Source organism: Treponema sp. OMZ 799 (genome assembly GCF_024181365.1).
GTDB lineage: Bacteria > Spirochaetota > Spirochaetia > Treponematales > Treponemataceae > Treponema_B.
In genome coordinates, this window is sequence record NZ_CP051301.1 from 912,372 (window position 1) to 926,091 (window position 13,720).

The 13,720-nt window shown below is 38.6% G+C and carries 15 protein-coding genes; 5 read left to right on the forward strand and 10 right to left on the reverse strand.

The genetic code is table 11. The annotated features are described in order from the left end of the window. Positions 1–42 precede the first annotated feature (42 nt). Both E4O04_RS04080 and amrB read left to right on the forward strand, forming a co-directional pair. Positions 43–2,856 (forward strand): DUF3160 domain-containing protein, encoded by a 2,814-nt coding sequence (locus tag E4O04_RS04080; protein WP_253710080.1) that lies wholly within the window; start codon positions 43–45, stop codon positions 2,854–2,856. 36 nt (positions 2,857–2,892) lie between these two features. Continuing rightward, on the forward strand, positions 2,893–3,768 hold the full coding sequence (gene amrB, locus E4O04_RS04085; protein WP_253710082.1) for an AmmeMemoRadiSam system protein B: 876 nt from the start codon (positions 2,893–2,895) through the stop codon (positions 3,766–3,768). A 45-nt stretch (positions 3,769–3,813) separates the two neighbouring features. Here amrB and E4O04_RS04090 read toward each other — a convergent pair whose 3' ends face one another. From E4O04_RS04090 to E4O04_RS04135, 10 genes are all read right to left on the reverse strand, one after another. Continuing rightward, entirely contained in the window at positions 3,814–4,221 is a 408-nt protein-coding gene (locus E4O04_RS04090) for a DUF3887 domain-containing protein (protein ID WP_253685262.1), read from the reverse strand. Positions 4,222–4,226: 5 nt separating this feature from the next. After that, positions 4,227–4,745, reverse strand: a complete 519-nt coding sequence (locus E4O04_RS04095) for a YdbT family protein (protein WP_253685260.1) — start codon at positions 4,743–4,745, stop codon at positions 4,227–4,229. Positions 4,746–4,749: 4 nt separating this feature from the next. After that, the gene (locus E4O04_RS04100; protein WP_253685258.1) at positions 4,750–5,691 is read right to left on the reverse strand and encodes an NYN domain-containing protein; all 942 of its coding nucleotides are present in this window, start codon (positions 5,689–5,691) and stop codon (positions 4,750–4,752) included. 12 nt (positions 5,692–5,703) lie between these two features. Further along, a complete protein-coding gene (gene pyk, locus E4O04_RS04105; protein WP_253685256.1) occupies positions 5,704–7,119 on the reverse strand; it encodes a pyruvate kinase in 1,416 nt (471 codons plus the stop codon). A gap of 104 nt (positions 7,120–7,223) precedes the next feature. Further along, on the reverse strand, positions 7,224–7,856 hold the full coding sequence (gene nth / locus E4O04_RS04110) for an endonuclease III (RefSeq protein WP_253685254.1): 633 nt from the start codon (positions 7,854–7,856) through the stop codon (positions 7,224–7,226). Positions 7,857–7,879: 23 nt separating this feature from the next. Further along, on the reverse strand, positions 7,880–9,031 hold the full coding sequence (locus E4O04_RS04115; RefSeq protein WP_253685252.1) for an alpha/beta hydrolase family protein: 1,152 nt from the start codon (positions 9,029–9,031) through the stop codon (positions 7,880–7,882). Positions 9,032–9,045: 14 nt separating this feature from the next. Then, positions 9,046–10,239: an MFS transporter gene (locus E4O04_RS04120; protein WP_253710084.1), complete on the reverse strand. Its 1,194-nt coding sequence runs from the start codon at positions 10,237–10,239 to the stop codon at positions 9,046–9,048. A gap of 49 nt (positions 10,240–10,288) precedes the next feature. Continuing rightward, positions 10,289–10,720: a PIN domain-containing protein gene (locus E4O04_RS04125; RefSeq protein ID WP_256488884.1), complete on the reverse strand. Its 432-nt coding sequence runs from the start codon at positions 10,718–10,720 to the stop codon at positions 10,289–10,291. Then, positions 10,701–10,925, reverse strand: coding sequence for a DUF6364 family protein (locus E4O04_RS04130; protein ID WP_253677212.1), 225 nt, complete (start codon positions 10,923–10,925; stop codon positions 10,701–10,703). The genes E4O04_RS04125 and E4O04_RS04130 overlap by 20 nt, the downstream gene beginning before the upstream one ends. Positions 10,926–11,004: 79 nt before the next feature. Further along, complete coding sequence (locus E4O04_RS04135; protein WP_253710085.1) at positions 11,005–11,871, reverse strand: SPL family radical SAM protein; 867 nt, start codon at positions 11,869–11,871, stop codon at positions 11,005–11,007. A gap of 61 nt (positions 11,872–11,932) precedes the next feature. Here E4O04_RS04135 and E4O04_RS04140 point away from each other — a divergent pair, with 61 nt between their 5' ends. Genes E4O04_RS04140 through E4O04_RS04150 form a run of 3 tightly spaced genes read left to right on the forward strand, consistent with a single transcriptional unit; the run spans position 11,933 to position 13,716 of the window. Beyond that, on the forward strand, positions 11,933–12,193 hold the full coding sequence (locus E4O04_RS04140) for a SemiSWEET family transporter (RefSeq protein ID WP_253710087.1): 261 nt from the start codon (positions 11,933–11,935) through the stop codon (positions 12,191–12,193). Positions 12,194–12,249: 56 nt separating this feature from the next. After that, a complete protein-coding gene (locus E4O04_RS04145; RefSeq protein ID WP_253710088.1) occupies positions 12,250–12,942 on the forward strand; it encodes a TPM domain-containing protein in 693 nt (230 codons plus the stop codon). Then, on the forward strand, positions 12,943–13,716 hold the full coding sequence (locus tag E4O04_RS04150) for a TPM domain-containing protein (protein ID WP_253710090.1): 774 nt from the start codon (positions 12,943–12,945) through the stop codon (positions 13,714–13,716). The last annotated feature ends 4 nt before the right edge of the window (positions 13,717–13,720 follow it).

The following is a 13,720-nucleotide window of genomic DNA, read 5'->3' on the forward strand; positions in this document are numbered from 1 at the left end:
TGTGCTATGATTACATCACGTTTTTTACGGAGGAATTTTAAAATGTTTCAATTTAAAAAGAAGGGCCTAGGCCTTATTTTTATGTCTGTATTGTTTATTTGTGTTTTATCTTTTTTTTCTTGTAATGCAAAAGAAAAAAATGAACCGGCTGCCGATAAGGCTGATACTGCCGAATTGCCGGCAGAGGCTGTCGGCGAAGTATCAGAGTCTGAAAAAACTGAAGAAGGTGCTGCTTCAAAAAAGAACATAGAAGAGATAATCTACAACAGTCTTTTGAATGCAGAATTTGAAAAAAAACCGAATGCACCTAAGGCTCATCAAAAATATTTAAAAGATAAACTTGTTTTTAAAGATTTCCCCTTTAATGAGGTGAAAGAAGGAAAGACAGCTGTTGTCGGAAGCGATGTTTGTTTGTTCTATCCTAATGCAGAATTAAAATCTGAAGAAGATTTAAAAAAACTGCCTAAGGGAATTCCGATTCCGTTTGGAACAGTTTTGAACATTGAAGAAGATTTTGTAAAACTTCCGCCTAAAGATGAAAATGATGAATTCGATTTCGGTGTTTTTAGCTTTCAAGAAAATCAAAACTATTTTTACCGCACAACCTGGAACGGAGAAAAAGGACTTGTTTTTGGAGCCGACCTTACAGGTATGGGCAATGATTTGAAAAAAAATCAAATGATTTCTATGCGGTATTTAACAAATGGTGCGCCTAAAGAATTTTACACGGTATTCGGTTATGATTTTTTAAGCAAGGACCATCAGGCACTCTTGGAAAGGGATAGGCTGATTTTTGAAAAAGTTAAACCGGATGAGTATGATCTTTATATGATGGCCGGGGATGATATGATTTCCCTGTATAAAAATCATTACGGTTATCGTTATGATTCATATGAAGATAATTATAACGGAACTCTTCTCAGAGAAGACGGCACTACGCTTTTTATTACAACCGATTTGATGGCCCATGCAAAGCATCTTCTTTTTGACAGAACCTTACAAAATATTGAAGAGAATTTTTTTGCGCCTAGACTGCTTGAATTTGTAGCAGCCTTTGAAGCCGGTTTAAATAATGTAAATCAAAAAGGCTTTCCGACAGCAGGACCTGAAACCTTAGAAAAGGCTAAACTTTATTTTCAAGTTGCCCGCGCCCTATTGGAACTTGCTCCTAAAGCTGTAGTTGAAAAAAATAAGTACGGCTCCGATGAGACTATTTATAAAGAACCCGATAGAAATGAAGTTCTTGCAAAATATCCTAAAACGGTAAGTGAAGAAATAAATCTTATAGACAGGGCCCAAGGCCCTTCAGTTTCTCCTCTTTTTACATTTGAGGACGGAGTTTTTACAAAAGAAGATTATTCCCAATATAAACCGAGAGGGCACTACACAAAAAACGGCATCTTGTCCGCTTATTTTAGGGCTATGATGTGGTTCGGCCGCACCCATTTTCTAATTGCCGATAAGGGGCCTGAAGTTTTAGCACAAGACGGAACGGCCGCTTCAGATGCAGATGCATTGACCTTACACATGGAGCCCATAGCTCTTTTGATTACCGAGCTTGTAAAAAATGATGAAGAGCTTTATAAAAAATGGGCAGCTCTTTTTGATCCTATAACCGATTTAATCGGTTTATCCGATGACCTTTCTTTTAAAGAGGTCTTACCTCTTTGGAAAAACTATGATGTAAAAGACTTTGAAAAATGGGCAAGCGACAAAAACAACCTGCTCGCATTTATGAAGTCGGCTCACGAAAAATTAAGCCCTCCTGCGATAGCAGGTTCTTCCGTTTTCTACACGGCTGCCGAAGGTACCGATGAAGAAAGAAGGCCTCCTATGGGCTGGAGACTTTTCGGGCAGAGGTTTACTTTTGACTCCTATGTTCACGGTTTGGTAAGCTCTCCCGGACTCTATGGCCGCACTCATGTTAAGGGGCTGGACATTATGAAGGCACTGGGCTCAAAGTCTGCCGATTTATTGCTGCAAAAAGATTACTCCGATTTTCCCGAGCTAAAACCGGTTCTCGATAAAATTGCAAAAGAAGCCGTATCTTCTCCCGATAAAGTATTGGGAAAAACCTATTACGGTAAAACATTGAACGAGATAGCACTGCAAGCCCGCTTTGAACAAGGTTCAGGTTTTTATTTTACCGAAAGCCCCGCATGGAGTGTAAAGTCCTTATTGTCGGCTCACGGGACATGGGCAGAGCTGAGGCATGATACTATTCTATATGCAAAGCAAAATTTTGCAGAGCTTGGCGGCGGCCCCGATGCCGATCTTACCTATAGGATAAAGAAGATTCCCCATCCTGTGCATTATATAGAACCTAACTTGGCCTTTTGGGAAAACGCAGCTTCTTCTGCGGATGTTCTCATAAATGCATTAAGGCCTTATAATCTTATAGATGAAAAAAATTTGCAAAAGCTTGAAATGTTTAAAAAAACGGCCTTACATGCTGCCGATATTGTTAAGCTTGAAATTGCAGATAAGCCCGTTTCTGAAGCCGACTTAAAATGGATAAGCGTTATGCCGGCCTTCTTGGCACGTATTCTTATGCCTTCGATAAATGCAGTTGTTGAGCCTGAGCAGCTTCGTATGGCCTTGGTTGCCGATGTTTTTACAAATGCGGAAGAAGGCTTTGTCCTTGAAACAGCCGTCGGCATTCCCTACAGAATCTATGTGCCCTTAAACGATGGTCAAGGCGGAAAGAGAATAGCTGTCGGTTATTGTTTTAACTATTACGAGTTTGAGCAGGATATTTCTAGCCGCTTGACAAACGAGGAATGGAAAGAAAGGGTTTATGCCGATGAAGACATGGAAAGTTTAAAGCCTTTTTGGGCTCAGGACATTTCTTTTTAAAAGAATCTTCTTTGATGAATTTACATTTTAGCTGATATGAAATTTATAAAAGCTTTATTTCTTATTTGCTTTTGTTTAACGGCTTGTACAGGCAGAAACGGCAGACCTGAAGATGCCGAGAAAATTTTCGGAACATGGAGTTCCGACGGGGAAAGGCCGCCCGCAACGAGATTTATCCCCAAGGAAGCTTCCTTGCCTGAGGGGGCGAAGCCTTGGGGCGGGACGGTGAGTCACCATCTTTTAACCGATGCTTTAATAAATGATTGGTTTACCGAACTTGCCGATGCAAGGGATATAAAAACTTTTTACGTTTTAAGTCCTTCTCATTGGGGCCTTTCTTTATACGATTTTTCGTTGACTCAAGGATCATGGAATACCAAAGACGGGCTTGTTCATTCCGAAAAGGAAGGATGCGAAAAACTTGCCCGGCTTTTTAATGTCCCCTTTGATGATGAAGTCTTTGTTTATGAGCACGGCGTTTCAACATTGATTCCCTACATAAAAAAATACTTTCCTGAAGCGAAGGTTGTTGCTCTTGCTTATTACGGAGAACCTCCCGTAAATATGAACCTTGCAGGTAAACTTTATGAGACGATCAAAAAAGTTTTTTCTGTCAAGGATGAGGACTCCTTCCTTTTGATTTCTTCCGACTTTTCGCATAAGTCAAATGTAGAACAAACGGCTGCAAAGGACGCAAAATCCCGTCATTTTTTGACAAGCCTAAAACCCTCGGCTTGGACGCTCGGCATCTGCGATAACAGACCTGCAATGTATTTGCTTTCAAAACTGTTTACCGAAAAAACTCAATGCACAATTCAGCGAGGTACCGATGCTTATAAGCTAAGCGATGAGACTGATCCTGAAGATATAACAAGTTACTTTTTTACATACTTCTGGGAAAAAGAAGATTAGGGCTTCAAAATATCGGCTGCTAGAACATTTAAGAAGCCATAAAATCTATTTTAAGAAAAAGCCTATGAGTTTAGTGTCCTTTGCAAAATTGAAGGTGTAGCATAGGGTTTTATTTTCGTATCCTGCCTTAACGATAATAATCCCTATAACTTCGCCAGAGTTTTTATCCTTTGTTTCCAAAAAATAGGCTTCTTTTGTGTAGAGGTATTTTCCGGCAGGTTCAAAAAATATTTTAGTATTTAAATTTATAAATTCTTCATCCAAATTTTTTTTAAACTCTTCGGTGCTTAATTCTCTTATGCCTTCCCAGTCCTTATCGTTTACCATAAAAATAATTTCTTCTGCCTTTTCTTTTAAAAAAGGAATGTGGAATGTATCCGACTGTTCTTGACGTTTGCAGCTCCATAAAAGAAAAAATGAGATAAAAAATACAAATATTTTTAAGGGCTTCAAAAGGTTTATTCCTTAGGATTTAAAATATCGGCTGCCACTGCGTTAAAAAAGTCTTCGGCTTTTTTATGACTTTGACGTCTTATTGCATCTTGAACTTCAGCTATTTCTTCAAGCTGTCTTTGAAGAACCTTTGTTTTATCATTGTCGATAACTATTGTTTTTCCGTCAAGCAAGATCATCTTAACCTCGGTAAAGGTACCGAAACGAGCCGGCCTTTTGAAGGTTTCAATTTCGATGCTGTGGATTGCCGAAAAATTTATAATTTTTGTTTTTGGAAAAAAGAATATTCCCGCTTTTTGAATAGCCTGTTCTTTTGTGATATTAAAATACCACGAATTTTCGAAAAGGCCTGCTGCTAAAAACAGGGTTCCAAAAATAAGGGCAATTATGGAATACTCTCCCTCTTTCATGTAAGATATATTCAAATAAAAAATTGCGCCTCCGATTACAAGGGCCGACATTCGGATCCATAATTTTAACGCTGCAAATTTTACTATCTTGTCTTTTTCTTGTTTATTTTCCATGATCTTAACCTATTATTTCGATTTCGGCTGCCTTGCCGTTTCTGTCAGCCGAGTCTTCGCCCTTGGGATTGGGCATCTTGAACACCCTGAATTTTACCGGGGTTCCCTCTTTTATAAGTTTATCTCTGCACTTTTTATCGATGTTCGTAAACGAAAAGAAAAAGTCTCCGTTTTCGTTTTCGATAATTCCGTAGCGGTTCATAAGTCGTTTTATTTTTCCCTTTACCTTGGGCTTTTCATCCTTTCGGCCTATTGCCTTTATCCAATAGTTGGGCGGTATCCTTTCATCCGAACTAAGTTCGAAATCGTCCGACAGGGCATCGATTATTTCTCTCAAAGTGTTGTGGCTGTAAGAGCGCGGGTCGAATTCCGGCATAAAGTTACGGATGGAATTTCCCAGGTCGGAGAGGCTTACCCAGCCTTCTTCTGTCATGCGGGAATTTCTATAGGCATGGCAGATAAGTTCTTCGAGGGATTTAGACTTTTTACCGCTTTTTGCGTCTTCTTCATATTCTTCCGTTTCATCAAAGTTTTCAAGGTACTTAAATTCGTTACATGCATTTACCCAAAGAGGTTTTGCATTGGACCTTCCGATTCCCAAAACATAGAGTCCGTATTCTCTAAGTTTGAGAGCAAGGCTGTAATAATCGGAATCTGTAGAAACTATGCAGACGGCATTTATTCCCTGATTTGTGTTTGCAAGTTCTATGGCATCCATTATGATTGTGTTGTCGGTTGCATTGGGGCCGTTTCTAAATTGTTGAACCGGCCGGATAGGCACTTTTTCAAGCCAAGGTTTCCAGCCGTTCATGTTGGGAGTAGTCCAGTCTCCGTAAAGTCTTTTTATCAGAACCTCTCCTTCCTTTGAAACTTCGGAAATTATCGAATCAAGATAGGAAGGAGCTATGTTGTCGCCGTCAATTAAAATAGCATATTTTTTTTCCATTTTGTAATTACCTTATTCTATTATTTCTACCTTTAAGAGGTTGGTAGATCCGGCCTTTCCTATAGGTATACCCGCCGTGAGGATAGCTATATCTCCTTTTTTTACGTGACCTGTCTTCTTTGCAATTTGAGAACAAACATCGAACATGTTGTCGGTCGATTTTATAGGATCGGCTAAAATCGGATATACGTCCCAGTCGAGGGCGAGCTTCCGCATAACCTGAGGAGATTCGGTGATAGCGATAATCGGTACCTTGGGTTTAAATTTTGACAGAGCCCTAGGCGTTATTCCCGAAGCGGATGCCGTTATGATCGCATTTGCATCGAGGGCAAGGGCGGTGGAGCATGTGGCTCTTGCAATGGCATTTGTGATTGTGGTTTCATGGAGAGAAACATTTTCAACGAAAAGTTTTTCGTAATCTAAGGTTTCTTCGATAGACTTTGCAATGGAAGTCATCATGGCCACAGTTTCGACGGGATATTCTCCTGCTGCCGTTTCTCCCGAAAGCATTACGGCTGATGTTCCGTCTAAGATGGCGTTTGCAACGTCAGTGACCTCAGCACGTGTCGGACGCAGGTTGTGGGTCATCGATTCAAGCATCTGGGTAGCGGTTATAACCGGTTTGCCTGCAAGGTTTGCTTTTTTTATAAGACGCTTTTGAAGATGAGGAATTTTTTCCGGCTCTATTTCGACACCTAGATCTCCGCGGGCAACCATTATTCCGTCAGCTGCCGCTAAGATTTCATCTATGTTATCCAAGCCTTCTTGATTTTCTATTTTTGCGATAATGCCGATTTTGCTTTTGTGTTTTTCCAAAAGTTTTCTTATTTGGATAATATCGTCGGCTCTTTGGGTAAAGGAAGCTGCAATAAAATCTACATCATTTTGAATTCCGAATTCGATATCGGAAATATCTTTTTCACTCATGTAAGGAAGGTTTACCCTCAGGCCCGGAATGTTTACGCCTTTTCGGCTGGTTAGGGTTCCCGAATTTACTGCAACACATTCTATGTCCGTATCATTCAAGATATCTATAACCTGTAATTCCAGCAATCCGTCGTTTATAAGGATTCTGCTTTTCGGTTTAACTTCGGCTGCGATATTTTTGTAAGAAATGCTGCATATCTGGTTTGTGCCTACAACATCTCTTGTCGTGATAATAAATTCCTGTCCCTGCACAATTTGAGCAGGTTTTTCAAAAACACCTAATCTGATTTCGGGTCCCTTTGTATCCAATAAGATGGCAACGGGCATTTTCAGCTCTTCCCTTATTTTTTTTATTCGATCTATTTTAACTTTATGTTCTTCATGACTTCCGTGCGAAAAATTAAGGCGGCACACATTTAAGCCGGCCTTAAACATTTCGGTTAAGACCCTTTCCGACTCGGAAGCTGGGCCTATTGTGCATACTATCTTTGTCTTTTTCATAGTATTCCTCCAAAAATTATTCTATTATAATACTATAAATCGTAAAAAAATTCAAATGCTCAAGATGAGAGAAATGTCAGCAGACAAGAGAAGTCAATTTAGGTTTATAGATTCTTCATGCAGATATCCGATAAAAAGCAGGTTTCACATTCGGGTTTTCCGGCCTTGCAGATATATCTGCCGTGGAGGAGAATCCAGTGGTGAGCATTGAGTAAATATTTTTTTGGAGTTACTTTAAGCAGGTCTTCTTCAACTTGAATGGGAGTTTTTCCCGATGAGAGTCCTATGCGAGGAGCTGTGCGGAGGATATGCGTATCAACTGCGATTGCAGGTTTTCCGAAGCCCATGTTTAAAACCACGTTTGCCGTTTTGCGGCCGACTCCGGGAAGTTTTATAAGTTCTTCCATAGTATCGGGGACTTTTCCTGCATACTCGTTTTGGATTATGCGGCTTAATTCGAAAATACGCTTTGCCTTTGTCGGGTATAAATTTATTGTTTTTATGTACTCGCGAATTTTTTCTTCGCCCAGCTCTATCATTTTTTGAGGCGTGTCGGCTGCCTTAAACAAAGGGCCTGTTGCCTTGTTTACACCGACATCCGTTGCCTGAGCCGATAGTACTACCGCCACCAAAAGAGTGAAAATATTTGCAGAGTGTAATTCGCCTTTCGGGTTAGGGTTATTCTTTTTTAGGCGGCGGTATACTTCTTCGATTTTGTCCTTATCCAATAAATTCATTTTTTACCATTATATAAAATTTATTATGAGTTAAAACTTTTAAGCCAGCAAAGGATTGTATCAAGGGCAAGTTTTGTGTCTCCGCATTGGCAGTGATCCGAGGCTTCTTCTTCCTTTGTAAAAAGACGAAGAGAAACGGAATGGGCGTTTACAAGAGAATCGATTTCGGGCTTGTATAAACGCCAATCGATAAAGTGATCGGTCTTTCCGTGCAATATTAAAATGTCCTGAGTTATTTTATCGGCTATATTAAGAATCTGAAAATTATTTAGGTTTTTTAAATAATGATAGGGGCTCGGCATCGAATAAGCGTGCATACCGTGTTTAAAAACCCATTCCATCATAGGATCTTTTTTCATTTTTTGTCTTGCGATAAAATTGACTATATGCTTGCAGCCTAACTTCAATAAAAGAATGAGGAAGGTTTTTAAAACGCATGGAAGATGGTGGAGGGCGACCGACATAAAATTCGGAAATACCGACCATGCTATAATTTTCTTTATTCTTTTTTCAAAGGCGGCAGCACGTGGGGCCAACATTCCTCCTAAGGATACTCCTATGATTATTACATCGTTCAAGTTGAAGGCATCTAAGATTGCAGAAACAGGTTCTTCCCATTTATAGGTGAATCCCATTTTTTGTACACGCAGCACGCCTCCCTGTCCGGGACCTTCAAAAAGAAAAACCTCATAGCCGTTTTCGGAAAGGTACAGAATAGGAAAAAGGAATTCTTCCATATAGCTGTCATTTCCTCCATGGAGCAATATGGTTCCCAATTTTTCACCCTTTGCTTGAACATGCAGCACAGGAAGATTTATGTTTTTATACGGAACGGATAGTTTTTCTACAATTCCTTCATCGAAATATTTTTGATAGTGCTTATAAAAAAGATCTACTGCAAGACTGTAATATTTTAGTTTGTTCGGATTATCATCGCTCATAAAGAATTCGCTCATGCGGTAATAAGCAATGCTTTCCTCAGTTCTTCCCTCATTTAAGGCCTTGTCGCCTAAGTCTATTAGAACATTCTGCCAGTCTTCACAAGTTTTAATCGATGATGAAACCTTTTTAACTTCTTCTAAATTCCCTCCGTCCCAATTAATTAAACGGTTTAGCTGAAAGTTGAAATTCTTTTCATCATTTAACTCATACATTCCCTTTTTAAAATTAATCATACACTTTTCCAACCTTATGATCTTATAATTTTTCTTTTTACCGGCCGTAGTTTAGGCGAACCTGAAAACTTGCAGCCCATGATAAAAAGAATCGGAACCAAAATTAAAAATACGGGTACTACCGTAATAAAGGCAATGAATAAATCGTATTTATCGCCTACTATTCCCATTATAAAACTTGCAGTGCTGTAGCCGGGCACGCCGAAGCATGATAAAAAAATCATGAGGGCTGTAGCATCTACCGGAAGGATGGCAGCGGCAAAGGATTGAATTGTCGGCCAAAGGCATGCAAGGCAAAGCCCCATACAAAATAAAAAAGCAGCGAGGCCTAAAAGAGAGTTTACAAAAATAAATAAGAGGCTGACTATAAATGACGCAATTGAAGAAACTATAATCGCTTTTTGAATAGAAACTTTTTTTAAGATCTTGCTGTTTAAGGATCTTCCGATAAACATTCCGAGGGCAAAGCTTGCCGTTACAATTCCTGCATAAAAGGCAGAGGCCTTTAGATAAAGCTGAATTAAAGTAGCCGACCAAAAAGCAAAGGCTCCTTCAGCTCCTCCTGCAAAGAAGAGGGCAAGGCCGAAAAGCCAAAAGGAGGGCAGGGAAAATATTTCTTTAAAGGCTGCCTTGCTTCCGTCCGAGGGCGGGAGGTCTATTTTTTTTGATGAAGGATAGGAAAGGCAAATTAAGAGTGCAAAGATCGATAGGCCTATATAAATATATCTCCAGTTTATTCCTATTGAAAGGATGTAGCCGAAACCTATCAGCCCGGAACAAGTTCCCAAGGGCCAGAAGGCGTGCATCATATTCATCTTGGCTCCGGTATCGTTCGGATATAAATCGTTTACTATGGGAGTCAGCAGGGCTTCCATATTTGCAACTCCCAAGCCCATGCAAAGGGCGCTTAAAAGAGCCGTAACAAAGTTGATGCTTTTTGAAAAGAAAAAAAGCCCTGCGGTTAATATCAAAAGAGATACTCTTAGTACCTTTATCTTACCGAATTTTGCGGCAAAGATGGGGCTTATAAAAAGAATTATCATCTGCTCGATAGCACAAAGCATTCCGAATAAGCCCGCTTGTGTCAGCGAAAAATTTAAGTCTCTTTTAATATTTACCAGACATATCGAGATTGCAATAGAAGAAAGAGAATAAACCAAAAAACTAAGACCTGAAACATTGAAGGTTCTTTTTCGTAAATCTTTCATAAGGAATTAATATTATGATAGTGCTTTTTATAGGAATAGTCAAGGGTAGCTATATTTCCTCTTGGAATGGATTTATAAGTGAAATGTCTTGATATTTTTGTCCTGAATTTAAATCTTCGGATATAATCAATTTACAATTAGCTTTTTCAGCAGCAGCAATAATTAATGAATCCCAAAAGGATATCTGTGATTCTATACTTATCTTTATAGCATTTTCTGTTAATTGTAAATCACTTGCTATAATTTCCATATTTTTAAAATTGTGGACTATAGTTTTTATAAGATTTTTGTCTATGCTTAATTTTTTAGTTGCAGCAACGTAGAATTCATTTATTACCTGCGCAGATATTACCGGTTTGTTTTCATAAATTACCTTTCTTAATATATTGCGTGCTTTATTCATTTTATCATTATCTCGATTGTCAAGTGCGTAAACAAGTATATTTGTATCAATAAATATTTTATTCACGATATAACTCATCCCTTGTCCATTGTTTTTTTTCTGTAGAAATAGAAACTTTATCCATTAAAGAAAATGTATCATCCAGCCATTTGTGTTTTTGAGAGTGAATTGTTTGTTCAAGCAATTTACGAATTAGGCTATTGAAAGAAATATTTTGATTTTTAGCATATTCCTGTCCGGCTGTTAATATATCTTCATCAAGGCTTAATGTTATATTTTTCATTGTAATCCTCCTTAGATAATTATATATAATTTTTCCAAAAAAAACAAGATTCGATGTGATTTTATCAACAATAAACTTATCAAAAAAATTCCAATTGCGTTTGCTGTTTATCTTCAAACTTGTTTAAATATGAAAATATCTTATCGGGATTATGCTCGATGCCGTTTTCTTTACATAGCTTAAAAAATAAATTCATAAGACTTGCATTATGAGGGCTCATTACCGAGTAGTTTTCTCCGTAGAGCTTGATATATTTTTGTTTTAATCCGGGAAAATGTTGGTCAAGTTTCTTATAAAAGAATTCCCTGTTGCCCTTTCTTAGAGTTAATCCCATCCCGAATGAGATTATTCCTAAGACCTTAGCCTCAATACAATACCTCAAAATGCCTTCTATGTTTTCAGGATTATCATTTATAAATGGAAGAATGGGAGTAAGCCAAACCACTGCCGGAATTCCTTCTTCATTCAGCTTTTTTAATACCTTAAATCTTTCGCTTGTTACTGCAACATTGGGCTCCGGTATTTTACACAGGGAATCATCATAGGTAGTCAGTGTCATTTGAACAACGCATTTTGTTTTTTTGTTTATTGCTTTTAGAAGATCCAAGTCTCTAAGGATGAGGGAAGATTTTGTTATCAGTGTAAAGCCGAAACCGTATTTGTAAATTGTTTCGATAATCTTTCTTGTAAGACCTAGTTCTTTTTCAAGGGGAAGATAGGGATCAGTCATTGAGCCCATTCCGATCATACACTTTTTTCTTTTTTTTCGTAAGGCTTCTTCTAAAAGTTCTACTGCGTTTTCTTTAACTTCGATATCTTCAAAGTCATGAGCCATTTGATAGCATTCACTTCTTGAGTCGCAGTAGATACAGCCGTGGGAGCAGCCCCGATAAATATTCATTCCGTTTTTTGGAGATAAAATTCCTTTTGCTTTTACAAAGTGCATGAGATATTATATCATAAAATCTTGACAAGGTCTGTCGGCTTAGATAAAATAAGCCTAAGATATGAACTCTAAATTTTTTACCATTTTAGGATGGACTGCAACCGCCGCTGCAATGGCTATGTATGTTTCTTATATTCCGCAAATACATAATAATCTAAACGGAATGAAAGGTAATTGGCTTCAGCCCTTGGTTGCCGCAATAAACTGTATGCTTTGGGTCATGTACGGCCTTATGAAAAAACCTAAACGGGATTGGCCGATTACCATAGCCAATTTACCCGGCATCATCTTCGGGCTGTTTACTTTTGTAACTTCTATTTAAATCTCGGCTTGAGATTTTCGCGTAAAAATGATAAAATAAACCTTGGAGATAACTTTATGGAAAATAACCGAGCATTAAACAAAATACATATTACAAATAAAGATTTGGATTTGATTAAGGAGGCTGTTGCAAAAGCGGAAAAAAATACAAGCGGTGAAATCGCCTTGGCCGTTATTCCGCAAAGCGATACTTACTCTTTTGTGGAAATGTTTGCAGCACTATGCCTTGCCTTTGTTTCTTTTTTTATCATGCTTTATTTTGGAGACGGTATCTGGCGGCTTCTTCAAACAAAATTATGGTATCCTGCACCTAAGATCCTTACAGCCGTAATCGGATTTAGCGTTTGGATTATAATGCTGCTTTTCTTTTTGCTGATCAACATTCCGGCACTTGACAGATTAATAATTCCGAGACGGATTAAAGAAGCAAGAGTATATGCCAGAGCTTTGAGGCACTTTGTAGAATGCGGAATTTATAAGACAGCTGAAAGAACCGGTATTTTGATCTTTGTTTCTATCCTTGAAAGAAAGGTTTTTATTATTGCCGATTCCGGTATTGCGGAAAAGGTAGAGCAAGGTACATGGAACGGTATTTGTAAAACAATAACCGAAGGTTTAAAATCGAAACAGACTGCAAAAAGCCTTTGTGCTGCCGTGGAAGAATGCGGAAATATTCTTTCAAAACATTTTCCTAAAACGGAAGGAAATCCTAATGAATACCCTGACGGGCTTGTTGTCTTGGAGAAGTAAATGAAAAAAAATATTAAAAATCTGTTTATCCTTTGTTTTTTGTTTTTGACCTTGTTTAAAGCTTTTAGCCTTGCTGTGCCCAATCTCAAAGGGCCGGTAAACGATTTAGCCGGAGTTCTATCGTATGATAAAAAGGCTGAAATAGAGAACTTTCTTTTTGGAATTGAAAAAAAGTCGGATGTACAAATTGTTGTGCTTACTATTCCCTCGCTAGAAGGAGAAAATCTTGAAGAATACTCCTTGCGTGTTGCAGAAACTTGGCAGTTGGGTTCCAAAGAAAAAGACTCCGGTGTTTTGCTCCTTGTTGCCGTGAATGACCGAAAAATGCGCATTGAAGTAGGGTACGGGCTTGAAGCAAATCTTACGGATGCTGCTGCCGGACGTATCATACGCAATATAATTGCACCGAAATTTAAATCTAAAAATTTCGGTACCGGAATATTCCTAGGTGTAAAGGCTATCGCAGGACATGCATTACAGGATGAAAACATTTTATCCGACATCGGTTCCTCCGATGAAGATCTTGATGGTCTTACCATCATTATTGGACTCTTGCTTATGCTTGTGATTTGGTTCATCATTTGCAGGCTGATTCCATGCTTTTTTTGGATTTTGTTCCGTTTAGTAAGCTTGCAGGGCTTTACCGGTCATGAATTAGCGACGAATTTATTTACTTCAAGAACTGTGTTTAAATTTTCCGATTCCGGAGACGGCGGCGGATATTCCGGCGGAGGAGGCAGCTTTGGAGGCGGCGGTGCTTCCGGCAGCTGGTAACTGT

Coding starts and splice junctions, on each gene's coding strand:
- E4O04_RS04120 (WP_253710084.1), bottom strand. CDS start 10,239: ATGAAAGATTTACGAAAAAGAACCTTCAATGTTTCAGGTCTTAGTTTT.
- pyk (WP_253685256.1), bottom strand. CDS start 7,119: ATGAAAAAGACAAAGATAGTATGCACAATAGGCCCAGCTTCCGAGTCG.
- E4O04_RS04080 (WP_253710080.1), top strand. CDS start 43: ATGTTTCAATTTAAAAAGAAGGGCCTAGGCCTTATTTTTATGTCTGTA.
- E4O04_RS04115 (WP_253685252.1), bottom strand. CDS start 9,031: ATGATTAATTTTAAAAAGGGAATGTATGAGTTAAATGATGAAAAGAAT.
- E4O04_RS04135 (WP_253710085.1), bottom strand. CDS start 11,871: ATGCACTTTGTAAAAGCAAAAGGAATTTTATCTCCAAAAAACGGAATG.
- E4O04_RS04095 (WP_253685260.1), bottom strand. CDS start 4,745: ATGGAAAATAAACAAGAAAAAGACAAGATAGTAAAATTTGCAGCGTTA.
- E4O04_RS04145 (WP_253710088.1), top strand. CDS start 12,250: ATGGAAAATAACCGAGCATTAAACAAAATACATATTACAAATAAAGAT.
- amrB (WP_253710082.1), top strand. CDS start 2,893: ATGAAATTTATAAAAGCTTTATTTCTTATTTGCTTTTGTTTAACGGCT.
- nth (WP_253685254.1), bottom strand. CDS start 7,856: ATGAATTTATTGGATAAGGACAAAATCGAAGAAGTATACCGCCGCCTA.
- E4O04_RS04130 (WP_253677212.1), bottom strand. CDS start 10,925: ATGAAAAATATAACATTAAGCCTTGATGAAGATATATTAACAGCCGGA.
- E4O04_RS04150 (WP_253710090.1), top strand. CDS start 12,943: ATGAAAAAAAATATTAAAAATCTGTTTATCCTTTGTTTTTTGTTTTTG.
- E4O04_RS04100 (WP_253685258.1), bottom strand. CDS start 5,691: ATGGAAAAAAAATATGCTATTTTAATTGACGGCGACAACATAGCTCCT.
- E4O04_RS04140 (WP_253710087.1), top strand. CDS start 11,933: ATGAACTCTAAATTTTTTACCATTTTAGGATGGACTGCAACCGCCGCT.
- E4O04_RS04125 (WP_256488884.1), bottom strand. CDS start 10,720: ATGAGTTATATCGTGAATAAAATATTTATTGATACAAATATACTTGTT.